The organism is Acidovorax sp. sic0104 (genome assembly GCF_019219095.1).
In the GTDB taxonomy this organism is placed as follows: Bacteria; Pseudomonadota; Gammaproteobacteria; order Burkholderiales; family Burkholderiaceae_C; genus Acidovorax.
Genome location: NZ_JAHUWH010000014.1, coordinates 61,888 through 86,568, shown reverse-complemented (window position 1 = coordinate 86,568; position 24,681 = coordinate 61,888). Strand labels below are relative to the sequence as shown.

Annotated in this window: 26 protein-coding genes; 11 read left to right on the top strand and 15 right to left on the bottom strand. The window is 66.7% G+C overall.

Going from position 1 to position 24,681, the window contains the following annotated elements:
- Positions 1 to 46: 46 nt before the first annotated feature.
- The 3 genes from KW835_RS20245 to tsaE form a co-directional block, all read right to left on the bottom strand.
- On the bottom strand, positions 47 to 385 hold the full coding sequence (locus KW835_RS20245) for a cupin domain-containing protein (RefSeq protein WP_218385755.1): 339 nt from the start codon (positions 383 to 385) through the stop codon (positions 47 to 49).
- Between the two features lie 142 nt (positions 386 to 527).
- Complete coding sequence (locus tag KW835_RS20240; protein ID WP_218385753.1) at positions 528 to 1,955, bottom strand: N-acetylmuramoyl-L-alanine amidase; 1,428 nt, start codon at positions 1,953 to 1,955, stop codon at positions 528 to 530.
- Positions 1,956 to 1,959: 4 nt separating this feature from the next.
- Positions 1,960 to 2,478: a tRNA (adenosine(37)-N6)-threonylcarbamoyltransferase complex ATPase subunit type 1 TsaE gene (tsaE, locus tag KW835_RS20235; RefSeq protein WP_218385751.1), complete on the bottom strand. Its 519-nt coding sequence runs from the start codon at positions 2,476 to 2,478 to the stop codon at positions 1,960 to 1,962.
- Between the two features lie 12 nt (positions 2,479 to 2,490).
- Here tsaE and queG point away from each other — a divergent pair, with 12 nt between their 5' ends.
- Positions 2,491 to 3,558 (top strand): tRNA epoxyqueuosine(34) reductase QueG, encoded by a 1,068-nt coding sequence (gene queG, locus KW835_RS20230; protein ID WP_218385745.1) that lies wholly within the window; start codon positions 2,491 to 2,493, stop codon positions 3,556 to 3,558.
- A 60-nt stretch (positions 3,559 to 3,618) separates the two neighbouring features.
- On the opposite strand, the gene KW835_RS20225 is transcribed toward queG, so the two are convergent.
- Positions 3,619 to 4,311: a GDSL-type esterase/lipase family protein gene (locus tag KW835_RS20225; protein ID WP_218385744.1), complete on the bottom strand. Its 693-nt coding sequence runs from the start codon at positions 4,309 to 4,311 to the stop codon at positions 3,619 to 3,621.
- Entirely contained in the window at positions 4,308 to 5,213 is a 906-nt protein-coding gene (locus KW835_RS20220) for an AEC family transporter (protein WP_218385742.1), read from the bottom strand. The genes KW835_RS20225 and KW835_RS20220 overlap by 4 nt, the downstream gene beginning before the upstream one ends.
- A 136-nt stretch (positions 5,214 to 5,349) precedes the next feature.
- On the opposite strand from KW835_RS20220, the gene KW835_RS20215 reads away from it, so the two are divergent.
- The 4 genes from KW835_RS20215 (at position 5,350) to KW835_RS20200 (ending at position 9,442) form a co-directional block, all read left to right on the top strand.
- Positions 5,350 to 6,315 carry a tripartite tricarboxylate transporter substrate binding protein BugE gene (locus KW835_RS20215; RefSeq protein ID WP_218385741.1) on the top strand — a complete coding sequence of 322 codons (966 nt, stop codon included), beginning with the start codon at positions 5,350 to 5,352 and terminating at the stop codon, positions 6,313 to 6,315.
- A gap of 118 nt (positions 6,316 to 6,433) precedes the next feature.
- Positions 6,434 to 7,333 (top strand): site-specific tyrosine recombinase XerD, encoded by a 900-nt coding sequence (gene xerD, locus KW835_RS20210; RefSeq protein WP_218385740.1) that lies wholly within the window; start codon positions 6,434 to 6,436, stop codon positions 7,331 to 7,333.
- Between the two features lie 74 nt (positions 7,334 to 7,407).
- Positions 7,408 to 8,370, top strand: coding sequence for a tripartite tricarboxylate transporter substrate binding protein (locus tag KW835_RS20205; RefSeq protein WP_218385738.1), 963 nt, complete (start codon positions 7,408 to 7,410; stop codon positions 8,368 to 8,370).
- A 79-nt stretch (positions 8,371 to 8,449) separates the two neighbouring features.
- The gene (locus KW835_RS20200; protein WP_218385737.1) at positions 8,450 to 9,442 is read left to right on the top strand and encodes a tripartite tricarboxylate transporter substrate binding protein; all 993 of its coding nucleotides are present in this window, start codon (positions 8,450 to 8,452) and stop codon (positions 9,440 to 9,442) included.
- 157 nt (positions 9,443 to 9,599) lie between these two features.
- On the opposite strand, the gene KW835_RS20195 is transcribed toward KW835_RS20200, so the two are convergent.
- The 3 genes from KW835_RS20195 to KW835_RS20185 form a co-directional block, all read right to left on the bottom strand.
- Positions 9,600 to 10,880 carry an EAL and HDOD domain-containing protein gene (locus KW835_RS20195; RefSeq protein WP_218385735.1) on the bottom strand — a complete coding sequence of 427 codons (1,281 nt, stop codon included), beginning with the start codon at positions 10,878 to 10,880 and terminating at the stop codon, positions 9,600 to 9,602.
- Positions 10,881 to 10,974: 94 nt separating this feature from the next.
- Complete coding sequence (locus tag KW835_RS20190; protein ID WP_218385734.1) at positions 10,975 to 12,243, bottom strand: EAL and HDOD domain-containing protein; 1,269 nt, start codon at positions 12,241 to 12,243, stop codon at positions 10,975 to 10,977.
- A 90-nt stretch (positions 12,244 to 12,333) separates the two neighbouring features.
- Positions 12,334 to 13,137, bottom strand: a complete 804-nt coding sequence (locus tag KW835_RS20185; RefSeq protein ID WP_218385732.1) for a ferritin-like domain-containing protein — start codon at positions 13,135 to 13,137, stop codon at positions 12,334 to 12,336.
- A 133-nt stretch (positions 13,138 to 13,270) separates the two neighbouring features.
- Here KW835_RS20185 and KW835_RS20180 point away from each other — a divergent pair, with 133 nt between their 5' ends.
- Positions 13,271 to 13,795, top strand: coding sequence for a gamma carbonic anhydrase family protein (locus KW835_RS20180; protein ID WP_218385731.1), 525 nt, complete (start codon positions 13,271 to 13,273; stop codon positions 13,793 to 13,795).
- Between the two features lie 50 nt (positions 13,796 to 13,845).
- Positions 13,846 to 14,838, top strand: a complete 993-nt coding sequence (locus KW835_RS20175; protein WP_218385730.1) for an Hsp33 family molecular chaperone HslO — start codon at positions 13,846 to 13,848, stop codon at positions 14,836 to 14,838.
- Positions 14,839 to 15,666: 828 nt separating this feature from the next.
- Here the strand turns inward: KW835_RS20175 and KW835_RS20170 are convergent.
- The 6 genes from KW835_RS20170 to KW835_RS20145 all read right to left on the bottom strand — a co-directional run bounded on the left by KW835_RS20170 (position 15,667) and on the right by KW835_RS20145 (position 21,004).
- Complete coding sequence (locus KW835_RS20170; RefSeq protein ID WP_218385728.1) at positions 15,667 to 16,173, bottom strand: hypothetical protein; 507 nt, start codon at positions 16,171 to 16,173, stop codon at positions 15,667 to 15,669.
- Positions 16,174 to 16,282: 109 nt separating this feature from the next.
- Positions 16,283 to 16,561 (bottom strand): septum formation initiator family protein, encoded by a 279-nt coding sequence (locus tag KW835_RS20165; RefSeq protein WP_056411842.1) that lies wholly within the window; start codon positions 16,559 to 16,561, stop codon positions 16,283 to 16,285.
- A 182-nt stretch (positions 16,562 to 16,743) separates the two neighbouring features.
- Positions 16,744 to 18,030: a phosphopyruvate hydratase gene (gene eno / locus KW835_RS20160; protein ID WP_218385727.1), complete on the bottom strand. Its 1,287-nt coding sequence runs from the start codon at positions 18,028 to 18,030 to the stop codon at positions 16,744 to 16,746.
- A 155-nt stretch (positions 18,031 to 18,185) separates the two neighbouring features.
- A complete protein-coding gene (locus KW835_RS20155; protein ID WP_056173684.1) occupies positions 18,186 to 18,476 on the bottom strand; it encodes a DUF1330 domain-containing protein in 291 nt (96 codons plus the stop codon).
- A 3-nt stretch (positions 18,477 to 18,479) separates the two neighbouring features.
- Entirely contained in the window at positions 18,480 to 19,337 is an 858-nt protein-coding gene (gene kdsA, locus KW835_RS20150; protein WP_218385725.1) for a 3-deoxy-8-phosphooctulonate synthase, read from the bottom strand.
- An 11-nt stretch (positions 19,338 to 19,348) separates the two neighbouring features.
- Positions 19,349 to 21,004: a CTP synthase gene (locus KW835_RS20145; RefSeq protein ID WP_218385723.1), complete on the bottom strand. Its 1,656-nt coding sequence runs from the start codon at positions 21,002 to 21,004 to the stop codon at positions 19,349 to 19,351.
- Positions 21,005 to 21,095: 91 nt separating this feature from the next.
- Here KW835_RS20145 and coaBC point away from each other — a divergent pair, with 91 nt between their 5' ends.
- From coaBC to KW835_RS20125, 4 genes are all read left to right on the top strand, one after another.
- Complete coding sequence (gene coaBC, locus KW835_RS20140) at positions 21,096 to 22,319, top strand: bifunctional phosphopantothenoylcysteine decarboxylase/phosphopantothenate--cysteine ligase CoaBC (protein ID WP_218385721.1); 1,224 nt, start codon at positions 21,096 to 21,098, stop codon at positions 22,317 to 22,319.
- 171 nt (positions 22,320 to 22,490) lie between these two features.
- Positions 22,491 to 22,841, top strand: a complete 351-nt coding sequence (locus KW835_RS20135; RefSeq protein ID WP_339385451.1) for a hypothetical protein — start codon at positions 22,491 to 22,493, stop codon at positions 22,839 to 22,841.
- Positions 22,838 to 23,284 carry a dUTP diphosphatase gene (gene dut, locus KW835_RS20130; protein WP_218385719.1) on the top strand — a complete coding sequence of 149 codons (447 nt, stop codon included), beginning with the start codon at positions 22,838 to 22,840 and terminating at the stop codon, positions 23,282 to 23,284. The genes KW835_RS20135 and dut overlap by 4 nt, the downstream gene beginning before the upstream one ends.
- Before the next feature lie 251 nt (positions 23,285 to 23,535).
- On the top strand, positions 23,536 to 24,036 hold the full coding sequence (locus KW835_RS20125; RefSeq protein WP_218385717.1) for a glycine zipper 2TM domain-containing protein: 501 nt from the start codon (positions 23,536 to 23,538) through the stop codon (positions 24,034 to 24,036).
- 72 nt (positions 24,037 to 24,108) lie between these two features.
- Here KW835_RS20125 and KW835_RS20120 read toward each other — a convergent pair whose 3' ends face one another.
- The gene (locus tag KW835_RS20120) at positions 24,109 to 24,633 is read right to left on the bottom strand and encodes a peptidylprolyl isomerase (RefSeq protein ID WP_218385715.1); all 525 of its coding nucleotides are present in this window, start codon (positions 24,631 to 24,633) and stop codon (positions 24,109 to 24,111) included.
- Positions 24,634 to 24,681 lie beyond the last annotated feature (48 nt).

Sequence of the window (24,681 nt, the reverse complement as noted above, 5' to 3'; positions counted from 1 at the left end):
CGCGTGGACATGATGGGTGCCCCAAGGGCCGCGCGGCTGACTCTGATCAGCGCTCTGCGGGCTGAAGGCACAGTGTGACCAGCAGGGACGCCGGCTGCACCGCCTTGAGCGCATGCAGCATGCGCGGTGCCAGGTGCACGAAGTCGCCGGCATGCAGTTGCTGCACCGCGCCTTCGTTCATGAACTCCACCACGCCTTCGATGCACTGCACCGTGGCTTCGCCCGGGGTCTGGTGCTCTTTCATGGACTTGCCCACGGGCAGCACCACGCGCATGACCTCGAGCTGGCCGGCTTTCAGGATGGCGGTGGTGATGGCTTCGGGCAGGCGGTCGCCCAGGGGGCGAACACTGACGATCTGGCCGGATTGGGCGTGGGGCAGTGCCATGGCATTTCTCCTTGCGTCCGCGGCGCACGGCCTGCTCGCAGGGGCGGGGCTGCACGGGCGGTGTCGATGATGCAGCCTACTTTGCCTGTACTTGGCTGTCCGCGCAAGGCAAGGCACCTGCACGCTGGAAGCTGCTGCGGGTCTACACCGACCTGCTGCGCGCCAGCGGCGGGTTCTTGGCGAAGTAGCGCGTGATGCCGCGCATGAGGGCATCGGCCAGCTTTTCCTGGTAGGCGCTGCTGCGCAGGCGCTGCTCTTCTTCGGGGTTGCTGATGAAGGCGGTTTCCACCAGCACGCTGGGGATGTCCGGAGCCTTGAGCACCGCAAAGCCCGCCTGCTCCACGCGGGGCTTGTGCAGTTTGGCCATGCCGCCGATCTCGCCCAGCAGCACGCTGCCGAGCTTGAGGCTGTCGTTGATCTGCGCGGTGGTGCTCATGTCCAGCAGCGCGCGCTGCACGTGCTGGTCTTTCGATTGCACGTTGATGCCGCCCACCAGGTCGGCCTGATTCTCTTTGTTGGCCAGCCAGCGCGCGGCGGTGCTGGAGGCGCCGCCCTGGCTGAGCGCGAACACGCTGGCGCCGCGCGCGGCCGGGGTGGTGAAGGCATCGGCGTGGATGGAGACGAACAGGTCGGCCTGCACGCGCCGGGCCTTTTGCACGCGCACGCCCAGCGGCACGAAGAAGTCCCCGTCGCGGGTGAGGAAGGCGCGCATGGGGTTGCCGCCCACGGTGGTCGCGTTGATGCGGTCGCGCAGCAGGTGGGCCACGCGCAGCACCACGTCCTTCTCGCGGGTGCCCGCCGGGCCGATGGCGCCCGGGTCTTCGCCGCCGTGGCCGGGGTCCAGCGCCACGATGATGATGCGGTCGGTCTGCGTGGACGTGGCACGGTTGGGAGTGGGCCGGGCGGGCTCTGCCGGCGACGGCGCTGCCGCCACCACGGGCGGCGGTGCGCCGGCCGGGCCGGGGCGCTGGCTGCGCTGCGCGATCAGGTCGCCCAGCGGGTCGGTTTCTGCGGGCGGCGGCGGGCCGGTGCGTGCCGTGGCGGTGGGAGGCGCGGGCAGGGGTGTGCCGGATGCGGGCGCTTCGCGCAGGCGCTCGGCAATCAGGGCCTCCAGCGGATCCACCGGTGCGGCTGGGTACAGGTCGAACACCAGGCGGTGCTGGTAGGCGGCCACGGGCGGCAGGGTGAACACCTGGGGCAGCGCGGCCTGCTTGAGGTCCACCACCAGGCGCACCACGCCAGGCGCGTTCTGGCCCACGCGGATCCCGGCGATGTTCGGGTCGTCCGGCTTGACCTTGGCCACCAGCTCGCGCAGCTCGGGGCTCAGATCGATTCCTTCGATGTCCACGGCCAGGCGCGGCGGCGTGGTCACGAAGAACTGCTTGGCCACCAGGGCGCCGTCGGACTCGATGGTGACGCGCGAGTACTCAGGGGCGGGCCACACCCGCACGGCCAGGATGGTGGCGCCACGGGCGATCTGCTGCGTGCCGAGCAAAAGGACCAGGCTTCCCGTCTGCAGCAGCGTGCGGCGGGACGGCTGGCTCAGCGCCGGGCGGGGTGGCAGATTCATTCGTTCAGAGTCCTTGCAGCAGCTGGAGGCCGTGGGCCGTGGGGGCGTGCACCGTGACAGCCCTTTCGGTGTCGTCAATTGCTTCAATGTGTATAGCAAGGTCTGCAGGCGGGGTGAGCGCTGCAGCCTTTTCCGGCCATTCTGCCACCTTGAGGCCCGGGTTGGCAAAAATGTCCCTGAATCCGGCGTCTTCCCACTCGCGCGGGTCGTCGAAGCGGTAGAAGTCGAAGTGCCAGATCGCCATGCCCGGCGCCTCATGGGGCTCCACCACGGCGTAGGTGGGGCTTTTGATGCGGCCTTGCACGCCCAGGGCGCGCAGCAGGTGGCGCACCAGCGTGGTCTTGCCGGCGCCCAGGTCGCCGTGCAGCGTGACGAAGGCATTGGCCAGCTGCGGCTGCGCGGCCAGGCGGCGCGCGAAGTCGGCGGTGTCGTCTTCGCCGTGCCAGGTGAAGGGGCGGGCGGCGGCCTGCGCTGCGGGGGCGCCGCTTTCTACAATCTGGCCGGTATGTGGTGCAACAGTCAACTCGTTCCTCAAATGCAGGAGTGGGCCCGCGAGCTGGGATTTTCCCAAATCGGCGTGGCGGGGGTGGACTTGTCCGCCGCAGAGCCCGGGCTTTCGGCCTGGCTGGCGCAAGGGTTCCATGGAGAGATGCATTACATGGCATCGCACGGCCTGAAGCGCGCCCGCCCGTCCGAACTGGTGCCCGGCACCGTGAGCGTGATCACGGCGCGCATGGATTATTTGCCGCGCGACACCGGCCAGGGGGCGGCCCAGGGCGCCGGGCCGGGCTGGCAGGCCCACGAGCTGGCGCGGCTCACGCGGCCGCACGAGGGCATCGTCTCGGTCTACGCCCGGGGGCGCGACTACCACAAGGTGCTGCGCGCGCGGCTGCAGAAGCTGAGCGACCGCATCGCTGAGGCCATCGGTCCGTTCGGCCACCGCGTGTTCACCGACTCCGCCCCCGTGCTGGAGGCCGAACTGGCCGCGCGCAGCGGCCAGGGCTGGCGCGGCAAGCACACGCTGGTGCTCAACCGCGAGGCGGGGTCGATGTTCTTCCTGGGCGAGATCTACGTGGACATGGCGCTGCCCGAGAGCGCCCCCGTCACCGCGCACTGCGGCAGCTGCAGTGCCTGCATCGACGTGTGTCCGACGCAGGCCATCATCGCGCCGCACCGCATCGATGCACGGAGGTGCATCTCCTACCTCACCATCGAGCACGCGGGTCCCATCCCGCTGGAGCTGCGGCCGCTGCTGGGCAATCGCATCTACGGCTGCGACGACTGCCAGCTCATCTGCCCCTGGAACAAGTTCGCGCAGGTCAGCCGGCTGCCCGACTTCGACGAACGCAAGGGGCTGTCGGGCCAGCAGCTCGTGCACCTGTTCGCGTGGGACGAGCCCACCTTCCTGCGCATGACGGAGGGCGGCCCCATCCGCCGCATCGGCCATGAGCGATGGCTGCGCAACGTGGCGGTGGCGCTGGGCAATGCGCTGGCGGCCACGCACGACGATGCCCTGCGCGTGGCGCTGAAGTCCCGTGCGCAGGACGACAGCGCGCTGGTGCGCGAGCACGTGGCCTGGGCGCTGGGCGAAAAATTTGAATGAAATGGGCCTCTGGCGCTTGATGGCAAAGCGCCAGTAGCTATCAAAACAGTAGTATTCGATTCAGCGCAGCAGCAGCCCGGCGCCCTTGAGCGTTTCAGCCAGGCCCTGTGCAAACCGCTCGTAGCCCGCCGCGTTGGCGTGAATCTGGTCGGAGCGCAGGCTCGCGTCGGCGAGCACCGTGGACCAGCCCTTGGCGTGCAGGGGGATCTTCAGCTCGCCGGCAATCTCTTCGTACATCGCGTGGTCGCTCAGAAGGCCGGCGGACGCCGCCAGGATCGACAGCTCGGGCACGGCCACCAGCACCACCTGGGCGCCGCTGGCGCGGGCCTGCGTGCAGATGCTGCGGATGTTGGCGCGGGTGGCGCTGGCGCTGTGGCGGCGCAGGAAGTCGTTGCCGCCGATGCCGACGATCACCAGCGCGGGCTGGTGTTTTTGCAGCAGGGCAGGCAGGCGCTCCAGCGCCTGGGCCGAGGTGTCGCCCGACACGCCGCCATTGACCACCTTCCAGCCGGTCAGGCGCTGCAGCACGGCAGGGTAGGCCGCCTCGGTGGATGCGCCCACGCCCGAGGTGAGCGAGTCGCCCAGCGCGAGCACGGTGGCGTCGGACGGCACGGCCTGGCCGCGCGGGGCCTTGCGGCCACAGGCGGCAAGGGGCGCGGCTGCAACCATGGCCAGCCCGGCCAGCAATGCCCGGCGGCGCGCGAGGGTCGCGTTTGCACTGTCGCCAGTGATGACACGGCAAGAATCGTTCATCGCAAGAACCCCAAGGCAAATGGCAGGCTCACCATGCCGAGCAAGGTGGACATCGTCACCAGCCCCGCCACATACGGCCCGTTGTAGCCCATGCGGGCGGCCAGCACGTAGCAGGTGGATGCGGTGGGCAGGGCAGAGAACGCCAGCAGCATGGTGGTCTGCACCGGGTTCAGCCCGAACAGGCGGGCCATGCCGAAGGCGATCAGCGGCTGCACCAGGTGCCGGATGGACAGCACCGCCACGCTCAGCGCCTTGCCCCGGGTGAGCAGGCCGAACTCCAGGCCCGCGCCGGCGGCCATGAGCCCCAGCGCCAAAGACGCAGCGCTGATGCGGCCCACGGTGGGCGCCGCCCACTCGGGGATCTGAAAGCCGAGCAGGTTGGCCACCAGCCCCGACAGCGTGGCGACGATGAGCGGATTGCGCGCGAGTTCGCGCACGAAGCTGTGCTTGCCGTTGCGTGCCATGGGCCACACGGCCGCCACATTGAAGAGCGGCACGCACACGCCGATCAGCACCGCAATCATCAGCAGGCCCTCGGAGCCCGCCAGCCTTTCGGCGATGGCCAGCCCGATGAAGGAGTTGAAGCGGAACGCCACCTGCGCGCTGGCCGCATGGTCGCGTGCGTCGATGTGCCTGCCCACCCACGGCCAGTGCGGCAGGCTGTAGGCCAGCGCAATGCCGATGAGGCCCGAGAGGAGGCCCGCGGCGATCAGGCCCGACGCCGCGCCCACGTCCACGGGGCTCTTGACGATGGACTGGAACAGCAGCACCGGAAAGAGCAGGTAGTACACCAGGCTCTCCACGGGTTGCCACACCGTCCTGTTCAAGGCGGTGAACCGGCAAATGAGGTAGCCGCACAGGATGAGGGAGAAGTCAGGAAGCAGGAGCTGGGCGTAATTCACCGGCGGAGAATACTTGATGTGCGGCAAGGCCTTGGGGTTAGCCCTTATGTGGAATCCGCAGAGCGCCTTGGCGTGCATTGCGCATACCATCGGCGCCTGTCTGTTTGTCCGTTATCCCGCACGAAGGAGAACTCGAATGCATCGTCGTCAATGGCTTGCTCTGACGGTATTGGCCGCCGCCGCCGGATCGGCCGCCGCCCAGGGCTACCCCAACAAGGTGATCAAGCTGCAGGTGCCTTTCGCACCCGGCGGCACCACCGACATCATTGCGCGCGTGATCGCCGACCCGCTGGGCCGTGCCCTGGGCCAGAGCGTGATCGTGGAGAACAAGGCCGGTGGCGGCGGCATCGTCGGCGCGGCCGAAACCGCCCGCTCGGCGCCGGACGGCTATACGCTGGGCATCGCCACCGTGTCCACCACGGCGGCCAACCCCGCCATCAACCCCAAGACGCCGTACAACCCGCTGACGGACTTCACGCCCGTCATCAACATCGCGGCCACGCCCAACATCATCGCGGTGAACCCCAACTTCCCCGCCAAGGACTACAAGGCCTTCGTGGCCGAGCTCAAGAAGGCGCCGGGCAAGTACTCGTACTCGTCGTCGGGCACGGGCGGGATCGGCCATCTGCAGATGGAGCTGTACAAGAGCCTGTCGAATACCTTCGTCACGCACATCCCCTACCGTGGCGCGGGCCCCGCACTGAATGACACCGTGGCAGGCCAGGTGCCGATGATCTTCGACAACCTGCCCTCGGCATTGCCCTTCATCAAGGACAACCGCCTGGTGCCCATCGTGGTGGCTGCGCCCCAGCGCGTGGCGGCATTGCCCAACACGCCCACCTTCAAGGAACTGGGCCTGGAGCCGGTGAACCGCATGGCCTACTACGGCATCATCGGACCCAAGGGCCTGCCCAAGGACGTGGTGGACAAGATCAATGCCGGCGTGCGCAAGGCGCTGGAAGACCCGGCCGTGAAGAAGCGCATCGAAGAGACGGGCTCCATCGTGATCGGCAATACGCCTGAGCAATTTGCCGAGCAGATCAAGGCCGAGTTCGCCGTGTACAAGGAAGTGGTCGTCAAGCAGAAGCTGACGCTGGAATAAGCACACCGCATCCCATCACAAGCCGCCCGCTGACCCCGGGCGGCTTTGTTTTTGGGGGGGCTTGGGTTTCCTGGGCCCTGGCGCTGCGGCAGGCTTGTTTACGTGCTATCGTTTTTCCATGTCCGATGCGAGCCTGACTGCGATAGATGCCTTTGTCGATGCCCTGTGGCTGGAGGACGGACTGTCGCGCAACACCCTGGCGGCCTATCGGCGCGACCTTACCCTGTATGCGCAGTGGCTGGCGGCGCAGCAACCCGCCGTCGCGCTGGACGGGACGGCAGAGCACCACCTGAACGGCTACTTCGCGGCGCGGCACGCAGAGACCCGCGCCACGTCGGCGAACCGGCGGCTCACGGTGCTCAGGCGCTACTTCCACTGGGCGCTGCGCGAGCGCCGCATCACGGCCGACCCCACGGTACGGCTCATGGCAGCCCGCCAGCCCCTGCGCGTGCCCAAGACGCTGTCGCAGGCGCAGGTCGAGGCGCTGCTGAACGCGCCCGACCTGGGCAACCCGCTGGGCGTGCGTGATCGCACCATGCTGGAACTGATGTACGCCAGCGGCCTGCGCGTGACCGAGCTGGTGACGCTCAAGACCTTCCAGCTGGGCCTGGCCGAGGGCGTGCTGCGCGTGATGGGCAAGGGCGGAAAGGAACGCCTGGTGCCCTTCGGCGAAGTGGCCCGCCAGTGGCTGGAGCGCTACCTGCAGGAGGCGCGCGGCGCCATCCTCGGCGGGCAGCAGACGGACGACCTTTTCGTGACCCAGCGCGGCAGCGGCATGACGCGCGTGATGTTCTGGGTCATCGTCAAGAAATGGGCGGCCGCGGCGGGCATCACCGTGCCGCTGTCTCCCCATACCCTGCGCCACGCATTCGCCACCCACCTGCTCAACCACGGCGCGGACCTGCGCGTGGTGCAGCTGCTGCTGGGGCATGCCGATATCTCGACGACGACCATCTACACCCACGTCGCGCGCGAGCGGCTCAAGGTGCTGCACTCGGAGCACCATCCGCGCGGCTGATGGGCGGCTGATGCCGGGTCCGCCTGGCAGCCCGGGTTTGACAATTCCTCACAACAACACAAGGAGACAAGAGCATGAAGAAACTGGTTGCAGGCGCGTTGCTGCTGGGGCTGGCCACCCTGTGCATGGCCCAGAGCTGGCCCACGGCCAAGCCCATCCGCCTCATCGTGGGCTACCCGCCGGGCGGAGGCATCGACTTCGCGGCGCGAACTGTGCAGGTGCCGCTGCAGGATGCACTCAAGCAGCAGATCGTGGTGGACTACAAACCCGGCGCGGGCGGCATGCTGGCAGCCACCGAACTCACGCGCGCCGCGCCGGACGGCTACACCATCCTGCTGGCCAATACCGGCCCGTTCGCCATCGCGCCCTACCTGCAGCGCAAGATGCCGTACGAGCCCTTGAAGCAGTTCACGTACATCGGCCAGATCAGCCAGGGCAGCTATATCGCCGTGACCCGGCCCGACCACCCCGCCAAGGACCTCAAGGACTGGGTGGGGTGGGCCAAGGCCAACGCCGGCAAGGTGAACTTCGCCTCCGGGGGCGCGGGCACCTCCACCCACCTCAATGGCGAGCTGATGAACCAGGCCACGGGCCTTGATGTGACGCACGTGCCGTACAAGGGCAGCGCACCCGCGGTTCAGGACCTGATCGGCGGCCAGACGCAGTTGCTCATCGACGCGGGGCCGGTGCTGCTGCCACAGATCAAGGGCGGCAAGCTCAAGGCGCTGGCCGTGACCGGGCCCCGGCGCGACCCGCAACTGCCCGACGTGCCCACGGTGGGCGAGCTGGGGTTTGCGGGCATGGAGTCGGTCGGTTTCCAGGGCCTGGTGGGCCCTGCGGGCCTGCCGAGGGACGTGGTGGACAAGCTGGCAGCCGAGCTGGCGAAAGTGCTGGCCCAGGCCGACACCAAGGCCAAGTTCGCGGCGACGGGTTCCGAAGTACATTCGCTCGGCCCCGTCGAGTTCTTCGGCTTTGTCAAAGGCGAGAACGAAAAATGGGCCAAGCTCATCCGGGAGCGCAAGCTTGAGCTGGACTGATGCGTTGGCGCATTGGGCCCCCGATGGCGGCAGGCCCGTGTGGCCCGCCGATGTGCGAGTTGATTGACGGATTGTTCCGATGCCCACTTTTTCACCCCTGTCCCGCCGATATCTCCTGGCCATAGCGGCCCTGGCCCTGGCTCCTGCCGCAGCAATTGCGCAGGCGCCGTCCTGGCCCACGGCCAAGCCCATCCGCATCGTCGTCGCCTATCCGGCCGGCGGCGTGAGCGACACGGTGGCCCGCGCGCTGGCCGACAAGCTGGCAGTGCAGCTGGGCACGCCGGTGGTCATCGAGAACAAGGCGGGCGCGAGCGGCAGCATCGGCGTGGACGCCGTGGCCAAGGCCGCGCCCGACGGCTACACGATCGGCTTTGCGGCCATCAGCCCGCTGGCGCTGAACCCGCACCTGTCCAAGTCGCCGTTCGACCCGCAAAAGGACATCGCGCCGGTGGTCAGCGTGATGTATTCGCCGGTGCTGCTGCTGGGGACGCCCGCAAGCCAGGCGGGCGACTTTGCTGCGCTGATCGCCGGTGCCAAGGCCCACCCGGGGCAGGTGCGCTGGGCCACATCGGGGCTGGCGTCGCTGGGCCACATCATGCTGGAGCAGATCGTGGGCAAGAGCCAGGTGCAGATCACGCACGTGCCCTACAAGGGCGGCGGCCAGCAGATGAACGACGCGCTGGGCGGGCAGTTCGAGGTGCTGTCCACGAATGCCGGGCCCGCCGTGCTGCAGCACATCAAGGCCGGCAAGCTCCGGCCCCTGGCCGTGGGCGCGCCCGCGCGGCTCGACTCGCTGCCCCAGGTGCCCACGCTGGCCGAGCTGGGCCAGCCCGCTGCCAACCTGTCGTCGCTGTTCGGCCTGTATGCGCCGGCACAGACGCCGGCTGCCGTGGTCGCGCGTCTCAATGCCGAGGTGAACAAGGCGCTGGCACAGCCCGACATCCGCAACAAGCTGGACGCCACTGACAACGTGCCCACGGGCGGCACGGCGGCCGAGTTCGCGCGCCAGATCGCGCAGGAGTCGGAGAACAACGCGCGCATCATCCGCGCTGCGGGAATACAGCCCAACTGATGCCGGGCGTGGCCCGGGGCGCGCCAACCCAGAGCGCGCAGCAAAGGTGGCTGCGGTGGCGGCACCTGCGGCCCTGAAAGGCAAAAGGCCCTGAGATCAGGGCCTTCGGGTTCGTCCTTGGGGGCTGCAGCTACCGCTGGCGCACCTGCAGGCGCTCTTACTCCTCGTTCAGGCTCTCGGCCCAGGTCAGCGCCTGCAAGTGGGCCCAGTTGACCTGGCGGTTGGACAGGTGCAGGGCATCCGCATTCTTGGCGAAGGCCACTTCGTCGCCGCTTTCGCAGGCGATGGTCAACTCCAGGAACGGTGCGAACACGCCCGTGCGGCGCAGCAAGGCATCCATCACGGGCTCGGGCAGGGCCACGGACTCCAGGGCTTTCTCCAGCGGAACGCCCAGCATCGTGTCGAGAAGGGAGAACACGCCCACCACGAAGGCGTTGTCGCATTCCTCGGGGGCCAGCAGTTCGGCGGCCAGCAGTTCCATCAGGCGGCCGCGTACCACGGCAGTCTGGCCGACGGCCGGCGGCGCGCCGCCCGCGCGCGACGTGGTCATCAGCAGCGCGGCCCAGCGGAAGAGCTTCTTCAGGCCCAGGATCATCACCGCGTGGCGGAACGACGTGATCTCGCACGACAGGCCGAAACCGGACGAGTTGATGAAGCGCAGCAGGTTGAAAGACAGCGTGGGGTCTTTCTTGAGCAGGTCTTCGATCTCCGCCGTGGTGGCCTGTTTGCGCACCAGGTTGATCAGCTGGATGATGGTGGCCTGCGATGGGCGGATGGTGGTCGCCTTGACCAGCGCGGGCTTGGCGAACCAGTAGCCCTGGAACAGTTTCACGCCCAGGCCGCGCATCAGTTCGTACTGCTCGGCGGTTTCCACCTTCTCGGCCACCAGGGTGGCCTTGCTGTGGGTGGTGGCGAACTTGACCAGCGGCGTGGCCAGCTCGGGCTTGAAGGCCATCATGTCCAGCTTGATGAAGGCTGCCAGCGGCAGCCAGCTGGTGTAGGCGCGGCGCAGGGCCTGCTGGTCGAACGCGAGCCGAAAGCCACGGGTGCGCAGGGCTTCCAGCGTGGGCAGGCGGCCTTCGATCTCTTCGGGCGTGGCGCCGTCCGGCAGGGGGGGGACTTCCAGCACCACCTTCTCGGGATGGATCAATTCCAGGTGGCCGCCCGATAGGCTGTCGTGCGTGCAGTTGATGAACACCGTCTTCTTGCCCACCAGGGCCTCGGTGTCCGCGTACGAGAGGGCGTTGAACAGCAGCGCGGCGTCGCTGGCGGCGGTGTGCGCATCGGAGGCGGTGGAGCGGTCGAACAGCTCATAACCATAGACCGCGCGGGTTTCGTCCACGATGGCCTGGCGCGCGATGATCGCGATGTTCTCGTCGACGGGTTCAACCGCTGGAGCGACTGCTTCCGGGGTGTCTTGTTCAATTGAGCTGGACATGGGGTCTGCAGTAGTGTTTACGGGGCTGCGTTGATTCTAGACCCCACAGCCGCCACGGCCCAGCATTGGTTTGCGCGCGTGCTGCGGGCCAGCGTCATGCCGTGAGCTGGTCAGCCCAGGCCAGCGCCTGCAGGTGGGCGAAGTTGATCTGCTGGCTGGTCAGGTGCAACAGGCCGGCCGTGCGGTCGAAGGCGGCGTCGTCGCTGGATTCGCAGGCCTCGGCCAGCGTGAGCAGGTCGCCCAGGAAGCCCTCGCGGCGAAGCAGCGCCGCGGCCACGGGCTCGGGCACGTTGAGCAGGCCGAGCGCGGACTCCATGGGCATGGACAGCATCACGTCGAGCAGCGAGAAGATGCCCACCACGAAGGCCTGGTCGGCTTCTTCAGGGGGCAGGGTTTCGAGCGCCAGCAGTTCCATCAGGCGGCCACGCTCCACGGCGGTCTGGCCTACGGACGATGGCGTGCCGCCGGCCCGCGAGGCGGTGAGCAGCAGCGCCGCCCAGCGGAACAGCTTCTTCAGGCCCATGAGCATCACGGCCTGGCGGAAGGAGGTGATCTCGCGGGACAGGCCGAAGCCGGCGGAGTTGATCAGCCGCATCAGGTTGAAGGCCAGGCCCGCGTCCTTCTTGAGCGTCTCCTCGATGTCGTCCGTGCTGGCCTGCTTGCGCACCTGGTTGATGAGTTCGATGATGGCCGCCTGCGAGGGCGTGAGCAACTTGGCCTCGACCAGCGCCGGCCGTGCGAACCAGTAGCCCTGGAACATCTGCACGCCCTGGCTGGACACCATGTCGTACTGCTGGGCGGTTTCGACCTTCTCTGCGATCAGCTCGGCCTTGGAATGGCGGCCTGCATAACTGATGAGCACGGCCAACTGGTCGGGCGCCAGCACGGAGAGGTCGAGCTTGATGTAGTCGGCCAGCGGCAGCCAGGGCGCGTAGGCGGACTGCAGCACCGTGTGGTTGAACGCGAGGTGAAAACCCCGGTCGCGCAGCTCGGCCAGGATGGGCATGCGCGTGGCGACCTCTTCGGCGGCCGTGTGGCCCAGCGGCGGGATCTCCAGCACCACCTTGTCAGGGTCCACCAGCTCCAGGTGCCCGCCCGAGAGGCTTTCGTGGGTGCAGTTGACGAAGATCTGTTTCTTGCCCACCAGCTCTTCCGTGCCGGCATGCGACAGTGCGGTGAACACGAGGATCACGTCGGTCGCCGCCGTGTGGGCCGCACCGGTGCGCGAGCGGTTGAACAGCTCGTAGCCCACCACCACCTGCTGCGCGTTCACGATGGCCTGCCGCGCGATCATCGCGACCGATGACTGGGAGCCTGGGGGCGGAGGGGTGAGGCTGGCACCGGGGGCTGAGGGTGATGTCATGGCTAGAGTATGGAAGAAAGAGGGAAGGGTGTCAGCGGCAGTCGGCGCGGGCGGATTGTAGGAGCGCCCGCTGCGCCCGCTGTGCCGGGTTCAGATCTGCTGCAGCCAGCGCAGTTCGTTGTCTGTAAAGCCGGCTTTTCGGCGAGCGGCTTCGTTGAAAGGGGGTTTCAGGCGCGGTGCTTCGTACTGCGCCACCAGTGCGCCGTAGTGGGTTTCGGGGTCATGCCCTGCGCGTTCGCACAGCCAGCGGTACCAGTGGTTGCCGATGGCCACGTGGCCGACCTCGTCGCGCAGGATGATGTCCAGGATGGCGACTGCGGCCAGGGCATCGGGCGCGCCCACCTGCCGCAGCTTGGCCTGGATCTGGGGCGTGGCGTCCAGGCCCCGGGCCTCCAGAGTGCGCGGAACCAGGGCCATGCGGGCCAGGATGTCGTGGCCGGTTTTCTCGCACATCGTCCACAGGCCTTGGTGGGCGGGGAAGTCGCCGTAGTCGAAGCCCTGGGTGCGCAGATGGTCGCGCAGCAGGCGGAAGTGGCGGGCCTCCTCGGACGCGACCAGCATCCAGTCGAGGTAGTACGCGCGCGGCATGCCGCCAAAGCGCCAGACGGCGTCCAGCGCCAGGTTGATGGCGTTGAACTCTATGTGCGCAATGGCGTGGATCAGCACGGCGCGGCCTTCGGGGGTAGCGGGTGAGCGCCGTGCCACGTCTGTGTGGCGCCGCAATTCGGGCCGCGCGGGCCGGCCGGGCAGGTCGCTGGCGCCTTCTGGCACGGCCGGGGTGTCGTCTGCTATCGAAAGGGTAGCTGACTGCGCATACAGGTCAAGTGCGGCGGCCGCTTTTTGTTCAGGGTCTGCAAGGCATAAGACCTGCAGTGCACGGTGGCGAAGCTCCATCCTTACAATTCTAGGCCTTGCGATTGGGCGCAGGGCGCGTGCGTTTGTAACGCCGCCCACGGGTGAATCGCACCTGAACCGACACACATACCCACGGGCGGCCGGGCCGGCCGCCCCTCTTGGAGACTCTTGCATGGCGATATATGAACTCGATGGCATGGTGCCCCAGCTCGCGGCGTCGGCGTGGGTGGCTGACAGCGCGCAGGTCATGGGCAACGTGGTGCTGGGCGAAGACTCCAGCGTGTGGTTCGGCACCGTGATTCGCGGCGACACCGAGACCATCACCATCGGGGCGGGCTCCAATATCCAGGATGCGAGCGTGCTGCATGCCGACATCGGCAAGCCCCTGCTCGTGGGCGAGCGTGTGACGGTGGGCCACCAGGTCATGCTCCATGGCTGCACCATCGGTGATGAGACGCTGATCGGCATCGGGGCGGTGGTGCTCAACGGCGCGAAGATCGGCAAGAACTGCCTGGTGGGCGCCGGCGCCTTGGTCACTGAAGGCAAGGAGTTCCCCGACGGCTCCATGATCATCGGCAGCCCCGCCAAGGCCGTGCGCGAGCTCACTGCCGAACAGATCGAGGGCCTGCGCCAAAGCGCCCAGCATTACATCGACAACGCTCGCCGTTTCCAGAACGGCCTGCACAAGATCGGCTGAAGGCGATGGATCGCACCTTCTGAGTGCCTGTTATTTGGGGAATTTTTTGCGTGTCTGAACTTCACAAGTTTCTTTTTGACGGCCTGCCAGTGCGCGGCATGATCGTGCGGCTGACCGATGCATGGACCGAAATCCTTCGCCGCCGCGCCAACAACACCAGCACAGGGGCCTATCCTGCCCCGGTGAGCGAGCTGTTGGGCGAGATGGCTGCTGCCGGCGTGCTGATGCAGTCCAACATCAAGTTCAATGGCGCCCTGGTGCTGCAGGTCTTCGGTGACGGCCCGGTGAAGTTGGCCGTCGCAGAGGTCCAGTCGGACCTGAGCCTGCGCGCCACCGCCACCCTGAGCGGCGATGTGCCCGAGCAGGCGACACTGAGCCAGATGGTCAACGTGGGCGGCGGCGGGCGCTGCGCCATCACGCTGGACCCCAAGGACCGCCACCCAGGGCAGCAGCCCTATCAGGGCGTGGTGCCGCTGCACGGCGACCAGCGCGAGAAGCTCGAGCGCCTGTCGGACGTGCTGCAGCACTACATGCTCCAGTCCGAGCAGCTCGACACCGTGCTGGTGCTCGGCGCCAACGAGCAGGTGGCTGCAGGCCTCTTGATCCAGCGCATGCCCATCAAGGGCGAGGGCAACCTGGCCTCCAGTCTGAGCCACAGCGAGAACGAAGACGAGATCGGTCGCAACGAGGACTACAACCGCATTGCCCACCTGGCCTCCAGCCTCACCCGCGAGGAACTGCTCACGCTGGACGTCGACACCATCCTGCGTCGGCTGTTCTGGGAAGAAAAGCTGCTGCGCTTTGAGCCGCAGCAAGGCGCACAGGATCCGCGCTTCGCCTGCACCTGCAGCCGCGAACGGGTGAGCGCCATGCTTCGGAACCTGGGTTCGGAAGAGGCCGAGAGCATTCTTGCCGAACGCGACGATATCGAGGTGGGCTGCGAGTTTTGCGGCCAGCAGTATCGCTTCGATGCCGTGGACGCCGCGCAGATCTTTGTCTCGCCCAACGCGAGCCAGCCTCCGGGGCCGAGCGGTATCCAGTAGTCCGCGTCGGCCATTGAGCGGTCCACGCCATCGCCGGGCACCGCCCTGGCGGGCCGGCTGGGCGCCTGCACCGTGCTTGGACCGTCATCGGCAAGCGCGCCTTTTTGTCTTGCCCCGCACGCAAGCCACCACCTGGTATCGCTTTCTTGGGGCGGGTGGGGCGCGGATGTTCAGGGGCGGGCCCGGGCATCACGGCAGCTCAGCGGAATCTTTTGGCCGATGCCGCAAGAGGGGCCATGGTTATTTTTCGCCGGGTGCTGGGGGCTGGAACCTGGAACCTGGAACGAAAGCGGAACCGTGCTGTGCTGCGCAGTGGCTGGAGCAGGGGGACGCTACAGCATCTGGGCGCGATTGCCTGCGCGCCGACAAGCAGCGGACGGCCCTGGACACCGACGCCGCGATCAACGCCCACGAGCGGTGGAAAGCGCACCTCATGGACTACCTCGAAAGGCGCACGACCCATGGCCTGGACCCCACCGAGGTCCGCCGCAGCGACCGTGGGACACTGCGGCGGTGGCAGCATGGACTGGGCGGCGAACTGCTGGGCGACCAGCCTCCCTTCGCCGTCCTGATGGCTCGCCGCGACTACTTCCACGAGCAAGCAGCACTGCTGGAGCGATGGGCCCAGCAGGCGAGTGGGACAAAGCGATGCTCAACGGCGGCTACCGCTATGGCTCCTGCCCGGTGTTGTTGCTGCTCAAGGAGCTCAGACGGGGTTGCTCGTGCCACTGCCGCCAGTTTGATCGTCGTGGCGCGGGCGGTGCGCGTACAGGCGCAGCGTGCCCGCCGACCTGCGTCGGACAGGCACGTTGGACGGTTGTCCGGTGTCTAGTGAGCCCGCCCTGTCAAGGCCGTGAAAAGGCGGTGTTCACATTCCGGATCGCTGCATTTCTCGCAGTTCCAAGCCCGTAGACGGGCTGAGGGGGCTGCGCGCCCCGTGTGATCTTCTGAATTGGCATGAAAATCACTGCTGACGCTTGGTGGATGGGTGCTGATAGCTATATTTTTAATAGCGCTAAGGGCATTCGCCACCCGTTGCTCGCCCTGGCCGTACACAACACGATAGCTGGCGCCTGCGCGAGCAAGCGCCGCGCGCAGCGCCGCATCGTGCGCTTCCTGCACTGGCCGGTCGATGGCGGAGCAGGGCACGTCCAGCCCCATCAGCAGCCAGGTGGTCGGGATCTCGTCAGCGGCGGGTGTGCCTGTGAACGCGAGGTTGTCCAACGTGTGGCTCCAGTCCAGGCGGGGGCGCTGCTCGCTGGCGGCAAAGCGTGCCTCCAGCGCGGCGCACAGTGCCTGCGCGCCGGTGCCGGGTGCGCCGATGAGGATGATCATGGAATGGGATGGCACGTTCGTGGCGCTGCGGTTAACAGGCAGCTGGCGCTGCGGTTAACAGGCAGCTGGCGCTGGGCGCAGAGCCGGCATCGGCGCGGTGCGTCCTGGATCAGCGGGGTGTGAACTGCACGTACACCTCGTTGGGCTTGACCATGCCCAACTCGCTGCGCGCTTTTTCTTCCACCATGTCGAGGCCTTCCTTGAGGTCGTGCACCTCCGAGGACAGGCGCTCGTTGGCCTGCCGGGCCTGGTCGTTGGCGGCCTTCTGCACGTCGATCTGGCGCTGCATCTCATTGACGCGCGGCACGCTGCCACGCCCCAGCCAAAGCTGGGCGTGCAATGCTGCCAGCAGGGCCAGCAGTATGACGGGCACGATGCGTGAACCCATGGCGTGGCTCTGTGGTCAGCCTTTTGCGTGTTGCCGAGCCATCGGGCCGGTTGCCACAGGCCATGCCGGTGCGCGGGGCGCGCTGCACGCCAGCGTACCCGTGGAACCGGCTTGGCCGGGCCACCGGGTGCGTCCCCCTCCCGCAGAAGAGGGGGAAGACGCGAAGCGGCTCGGGGGGAGCATCATTTCAAGTTGTAGAACGCGGCGCGGCCGGGGTACTGGGCGATCTCGCCGAGGTCTTCCTCGATGCGCAGCAACTGGTTGTACTTGGCGATGCGGTCGGAGCGCGACAGCGAGCCGGTCTTGATCTGGCCGGCGTTGGTGCCTACCGAGATGTCGGCAATGGTGCTGTCCTCGGTCTCGCCCGAGCGGTGCGAGATCACGGCGGTGTAGCCCGCCCGCTTGGCCATCTCGATGGCGGCGAAGGTTTCGGTCAGCGTGCCGATCTGGTTGATCTTGATGAGGATCGAGTTGGCGATGCCCTTGTCGATGCCTTCCTTGAGGATCTTGGTGTTGGTCACGAACAAATCGTCGCCCACCAGCTGCACCTTGTCGCCCAGGCGTTCGGTCAGGTGCTTCCAGCCATCCCAGTCGCCTTCGTGCATGCCGTCTTCGATGCTGATGATGGGGTACTTGTCGACCCATGCGGCCAGCATGTCCGTCCATTGCTGGGCGGTGAGCTTCAGGCCGCCTTCGCCTTCCAGCACGTAGTGGCCGTCCTTGTAGAACTCGCTGGCCGCGCAATCGAGGCCCAGGGCGATCTGTTCGCCAGCCGTGTAGCCTGCGGCTTCGATGGCCTGCAGGATGAGGCGGATGGCCGCTTCATGGTTCTCGACGCTGGGGGCAAAGCCGCCTTCGTCGCCCACGGCGGTGCTGATGCCCTTGTCGTGCAGGATCTTCTTCAGGGCGTGGAACACTTCGGCGCCCCAGCGCACGGCTTCGCGGAAGGTGGGAGCGCCCACCGGGATGATCATGAACTCCTGCAGGTCCAGGCTGTTGTTGGCGTGCGCGCCGCCGTTGATCACGTTCATCATGGGCACGGGCAGTTGCACGCTGCCCATGCCGCCCAGGTAGCGGTACAGAGGCAGGCCGGACTCTTCGGCGGCGGCGCGGGCCACGGCCATGGAGACGGCCAGCATCGCGTTGGCGCCCAGGCGGCTCTTGTTCTCGGTGCCATCGAGGTCGATCAGGGTCTTGTCCAGAAAAGCCTGCTCGGAGGCATCCAGGCCCAGCACGGCTTCGGAGATCTCGGTGTTGATGTGCTCCACGGCCTTGAGCACGCCCTTGCCCAGGTAGCGGCTCTTGTCTCCGTCGCGCATTTCAATGGCCTCGCGGCTGCCCGTGGAGGCACCCGAAGGCACGGCGGCGCGGCCCATCACGCCCGACTCCAGCAGCACGTCGCATTCGACGGTGGGGTTGCCGCGGCTGTCCAGCACTTCGCGGCCTACGATGTCAACAATGGCACTCATGATTTTCCTTGAGGTTTTTGAAATTCGTTCTGACGGGCACGACGGGCTACCGGTAGCTCAAGAAGGGCGCTAGCGCACGTCTGTAGTCATTTTATGCTACTGATTTGATAGTAATCTGTAGGCTGGGTACGAACAGGGTACAACCCGACCGACGCTCAGACGCCCTCGACGCACACCATGCGCATGATGGCTGCGCCTTCGCGCGCTGCCTTGGCCTTCTGGTACTCGGGCGTATCGTAGAAAGCACGGGCCGCATCGAAGCTGGCGAACTTGAGGATCACGGTGCGGCCCGGGTTCCAGTCGCCTTCCAGCACTTCGACCTTGCCGCCGCGCACGCACACCTCGGCGCCATGGGCCTGCATGGCCAGCGTGCTCCACTTGCGGTACTCCTCGTACTGCGTGGGGTTGGTGACGGTGACGGATGCGATGACGTAACCACTGCTCATGTCTCAGGCTCCAAAGTTGTTTTCGAGGAATCCGCTTTTCTTGGTGACGTCGTCGAGCGCCACCAGCGTCTCGAGCAGCGCCTTCATGTGCTTGAGCGGCACGGCGTTCGGGCCGTCCGACCACGCCTCGGCAGGCCGGGGGTGGGTCTCCATGAAGAGGCCCGCCACGCCCACGGCAACACCTGCACGCGCCAGCACGGGCACCATGTCGCGCGCGCCGCCGCTCACCGAACCCAGGCCGCCGGGCTTTTGCACCGAGTGGGTCACGTCGAACACCACGGGCGCGCCGGAGTTGCGCATCTCGGCCAGGCTGGTCATGTCGGCCACAAGGTTGTTGTAGCCAAAGCTCACGCCGCGCTCGCAGGCCAGGAAGCGGTCTTCAGACAGCCCCACCTCCTGCGCGGCAGCGCGGGCCTTGTCGATGACGTTCTTCATGTCCCAAGGCGCCAGGAACTGGCCCTTCTTGATGTTCACCGGCTTGCCGGACTGCGCCACGGCGCGGATGAAATCCGTCTGGCGGCACAGGAATGCGGGCGTTTGCAGCACGTCCACCACGCTGGCCACCTCGGCCACGTGCGAGGTGTCGTGCACGTCGGTCAGGATGGGCAACTGCAGCTGGCGGCGCACTTCGTCCAGGATCTTCAGGCCCGCATCCAGCCCCACGCCGCGCTTGCTGCTGCCCGACGAGCGGTTGGCCTTGTCGAACGAACCTTTGTAGATCAGCGGTATGCCGAGCGGCGCGCAGGCTTCCTTGAGTTGGCCGGCGACGTCCAGCGACATCTCCAAACCCTCGATGGAGCAGGTTCCCGCGATCAGGAAGAATCGCTGGTCGAGGCCGACGTTGAATCCGCACAACTGCATGGTCGCTCCGATCAGGCTTTCGCCGCTTGCTGGTGTTCCACCGCCGCCTTGATGAAGGCGTTGAACAGCGGGTGGCCGTTCCACGGGGTCGACTTGAACTCGGGGTGGAACTGCACGCCGATGAACCACGGGTGCACGGCCTGGGGCAGCTCGACGATCTCGGTGAGCTGCTCGCGCTGGGTCAGCGCGGAGATCACGAGGCCCGCCTTGCGCAGCTGGTCCAGGTAATTCACGTTGGCTTCGTAGCGGTGGCGGTGGCGCTCGGTCACCACGTCGCCGTAGATGGTGTGGGCCAGCGTGCCTGCCGTCACATCGGAGCTTTGCGCCCCCAGGCGCATGGTGCCGCCCAGGTCGGAGTTCTCGTTGCGGGTCTTGATGGTGCCGTCGGCATCCTTCCACTCGGTGATCAGGGCGATCACGGGGTGGGGGGTGCTGGCGTCGAACTCGGTGCTGTTGGCGCCCTTGAGGCCTGCCACGTGACGCGCGTATTCGATGGTGGCCACCTGCATGCCCAGGCAGATGCCCAGGTAGGGCACCTTGTGTTCACGCGCGAACTGGGCGGTGGCGATCTTGCCTTCCACGCCGCGCACGCCGAAGCCGCCGGGCACCAGGATGGCGTCGTATTGGGCCAGCTTGGCAGCGGCGTCGGCGCTATCGATGGTCTCGGAGTCGACGTGGTCGATCTTCACGCGCACATGGTTGCGCATGCCGGCATGGCGCAGGGCTTCATTGACGGACTTGTAGCTGTCCGACAGGTCCACGTACTTGCCGACCATGGCGATCGTGACTTCGCCCTGCGGGTGCTCGGTCTCGTGCACCAGGTCGTCCCAGCGCTTGAGGCTGGTGGGCGGGGTGTTCAGGCGCAGCTTGTCGCAGATCAGGCCGTCCAGGCCCTGCTCGTGCAGCATGCGGGGCACCTTGTAGATGGTGTCCACGTCCCACATGCTGATCACGCCCCATTCGGGCACGTTGGTGAACAGCGAGATCTTGGCGCGCTCTTCTTCAGGGATGCGGCGGTCAGCGCGGCACAGCAGCGCGTCAGCCTGGATGCCGATCTCGCGCAGCTTCTGCACGGTGTGCTGGGTGGGCTTGGTCTTGAGCTCACCCGCCGCGGCGATCCAGGGCAGGTAGGTCAGGTGTACAAAGGCCGCATTGTTGGGGCCCATGCGCAGGCTCATCTGGCGCACGGCTTCCAGGAACGGCAGCGACTCGATGTCGCCCACGGTGCCGCCGATCTCGACGATGGCCACATCCACGGCATCGGGCGTGCCGATGCCGGCGCCGCGCTTGATGAATTCCTGGATCTCGTTGGTGACGTGCGGGATGACCTGAACGGTCTTGCCCAGGTAGTCGCCGCGGCGTTCCTTCTCCAGCACGGACTGGTAGATCTTGCCCGTGGTGAAGTTGTTGGTTTTCTTCATGCGCGTTTCGATGAAACGCTCATAGTGGCCGAGGTCCAGGTCGGTTTCTGCGCCGTCGTCGGTCACGAACACCTCGCCGTGCTGGAACGGCGACATGGTGCCCGGATCTACGTTGATGTACGGGTCAAGCTTGATGAGGGTGACTTTGAGTCCCCGCGATTCGAGGATCGCGGCAAGGGAGGCTGAGGCGATTCCCTTACCGAGGGAAGACACCACACCGCCGGTGACGAAGACAAATTTGGTCATGTCTTTTTTGGTGGTGGGAAATTGGGATTATAGATGGGCCCCCGTCAGCCCCTCGCAGCCATGGGACCATACCGTCTGCTAAATTCGCCGCATGAATGAGCTTGCTGGCAAACACATTGTTCTGGGTCTGAGCGGGGGCGTGGCCTGCTACAAGTCGGCCGACCTGTGCCGCCAGCTCATCAAGGCAGGCGCCACCGTGCAGGTCGTGATGACCGAAGCGGCCGAGCAGTTCATCACCCCGGTGACCATGCAGGCACTGTCCGGGCGCACGGTGTACGGCTCGCAGTGGGACGCGCGCGAGCCCAACAACATGCCGCACATCAACCTGAGTCGCGAAGCCGATGCGATCCTCATCGCGCCGTGCAGTGCGGACTTCATCGCGCGGCTGGTGCAGGGCAGGGCGGACGAACTGCTCAGCCTCCTGTGCCTCGCACGCCCCGTGCAGCGCGTGCCGCTGCTGGTGGCGCCCGCGATGAACCGCGAAATGTGGGCCCACCCTGCCACCCAGCGCAACCTGGCCCAGGTGGCGCAGGATGGCGCAGTGGTGCTGGGCGTGGGCAATGGCGACCAGGCCTGTGGGGAGACGGGCGACGGGCGCATGCTGGAGCCTGCCGAGTTGCTGGAGGAAGTGATCGCGTTCTTCGCGCCCAAGGTGCTGGCCGGGCGCAAGGTGCTGGTCACGGCCGGCCCCACCTTCGAGGCCATCGACCCGGTGCGCGGCATCACCAACCTCTCCAGCGGCAAGATGGGCTTTGCCATCGCGCGGGCTGCCCGCGAGGCGGGGGCCGAGGTGACCCTGGTGGCCGGGCCTGTGCACGTGCCGACGCCGCGCGGCGTGAGCCGCGTGAACGTGCAGTCTGCACAGGAAATGCTGGTAGCTGTGGAGCAGCAAGCGCTGGATGCTTCTGTTTTCATAGCAACTGCTGCTGTCGCCGACTGGAGGCCTGCCGAGCCGTCTGCCCAGAAGATCAAGAAGGACGGCTCTGGCCAGACGCCGACGCTGGGTTTTGTCGAAAATGCCGACATCCTGGCCCGTGTGGCGCAGTCTGCGCGCGCCCAGGACGGCAGGCTTTTCTGCGTGGGGTTCGCCGCGGAAAGCCATGACCTGCTGGCCCATGCCACTGCCAAGCGGACTCGCAAAGGCGTTCCGCTGCTGGTGGGCAATATCGGCCCGGCGACCTTCGGGCAGGACGACAATGCCCTGCTGCTGGTAGATGCCGAGGGGCACCGCGAACTGCCCCGCGCCTCCAAGCGCGTGCTGGCGCAGCAGCTCATTGCGGACATCGCGACCCGTCTGCTGCCAGCGCACGCCTGACACCGTCATCCAGGAGGCCGTATGAGAACCGGAGCCACCAAGCCCGAGTGGGACACGCCGCCCGACGGCGACTTCGCAAGCTATGTGGAGCGCCTGACGGCGCCTGCCCCCGCCAGGGCCGCCAAAGCGGCCCACGTGGCAGCGGCACGCAGTACTGCTGGCCCGACAGGTGTGGCGGCGAAGTCCGCATCGGACGCTGCGCTCGCGCCGGGGCAGACGGTGCCGCCGGATCTGGCGCAGGCGCTTTTGCCGCTGCTGGGTTTTTTGCGCCTGGCGCGGCCCGTCCTGCTGCTGCTGATCTTCGCGCAGGCCGTCGCGCTGTTCATCTTCAGCCAGGGTTCCATGTTCGTGCTCGTCGTCATGGCCTCGTTGTGGTGGGGGGCTGGCTGGCTGATCGAATCGGTTCCAAAGATCGTTGCAGCGACAAAAGGGGCACAGGGCCTCGGAAGCGGTGCATTGCAGGAGCGGCTGCGGCAGGTTGCCGAGCAGCGCAACAAGACAGGAAAGAAGAAACCACAGTGAAGATCGACGTCAAGATTCTTGATCCGCGCATGGCGGACCAGTTGCCCGCCTACGCTACGCCCGGCAGTGCCGGCCTGGACCTGCGGGCCTGCCTGGATGCGCCGCTCACGCTGCAGCCCAACGCGTGGCAGCTGGTGCCCACGGGCATCTCGGTGTACATCAAGGATCCGGGCTATGCCGCGCTGATCCTGCCGCGCTCGGGCTTGGGCCACAAGCACGGCATAGTGCTGGGCAACCTGGTGGGCTTGATCGACAGCGACTACCAGGGGCAGCTGATGGTGAGCGCCTGGAACCGCAGCGGCACGGCCTTCACGCTCGAGCCCATGGAGCGCCTGGCGCAGTTGGTCATCGTGCCAGTGGTGCAGGCGCAGTTCAACGTGGTCACCGAATTCGCCGCCACCGAGCGGGGTGAGGGCGGCTACGGCTCCACCGGCAAGGCCTGACGCCGAACGGAGTGAGGCTGGGGCAGCGGCCGGTGTCACGGCCTGCGGCTGTGGCGCACTGTAAGACGGCGCTTACCTTTCTAAGGGTCTGTTACGCACAGGGGCGCAGTGCTTGTGTCTACGCTTCACACGCATCAAACGTTGTTCCAATGAAGGTGTGTATCGCAAGTCGGCCGTCCTCCTTGGGTTCGGCTGGCTTTGCGCGAAGACATGAACACAACCGTTTTTGCCTGATTCCCAAGGAGATGAATATGCTGCAAATGACCCGTTCCCTCGCCATCGCCGGTGCCGTTGTGCTGGCCGCTTCCCTCACGGCCTGCGGTCACAACCGCTCGGCGCCTGCGCCGCAGTACGGCGGCGGCTACGGCGGTGGTTACCAGACGGCTCCCGCCTATCCCAACAACCCGGCGGGCACGGAATATGGCCGGGTTTCCAACATTGAGGTGCTGCAGGGCCGTTCGCAAGGAACCTCGGGCGCCGGTGCCGTGATCGGCGCCGTGGTGGGCGGCGTTTTGGGCAACCAGATTGGCAAGGGCTCCGGCCGCGCCGCTGCCACAGGTGTCGGTATCGTGGGTGGAGCGGTCGCGGGCAATGCCATTGAAGGCCGAAACAACAGCCAGGAAGTGCAGGGCTACCGTTTGTCAGTGCAACTGGACCAGGGTGGTTACCGCGTCTATGACGTGAGTACGCCAGGCGACCTGCGGATCGGTGATCGCGTTCGCCTGTACAACGGCCAGATTTCGCGCGTGTAAGCTGACGCGGAGATCGCCCTCTGCGACGCCCGGGAACTTGAATGCCTCAGGTGCCCGGGCGAAATTTTTACCTCAATGCAGCAGGGACCCGCCGGGTGCCTGCGGCTGTACCCTGAAGAACCCGGTGCCTGCGCTGCCTCGGCCGATCTCCTCTTCGGTAGCTTCGCGCACTGCCTGCACCGTCAACTGCAGGCGCAGGGCAATCCCTGCGAGAGGGTGGTTGCCATCGAGCACGATGTGCTCGGGGTAGATTTCAGCCACGGTGTACAGCGTGTTGCGAGGGGCATCTGGATTGCACCCTTCGGGCAGGGCGGTGCCCTCGAATGTCATGCCCTCTTCGATCTCCGCGGGGAACAGCGAGCGCGGCTCCAGGAATAGAAGCTGGTCGTCGAAGTCGCCAAAGGCGTCTTCGGGTTCCAGGTGCAACTGCAGGGTGGCGCCGGGGCCATGGCCCTGCAACGCTTCTTCGATACGGGGCAGAAGGTCGTCGCCGCCCACCAGAAATTCCACCGGTTCGTCCAGAACGTCGAGTTCCTCGCCCAGGGTGTCTTTCAGTGTCCAGGTCAGCGCGACCACGCATTGTTGGGTAATTTCCATAGGAGAATTGTCGCAGTTTGACCAAAGGCCCTGTCGATCGGGGCGGAC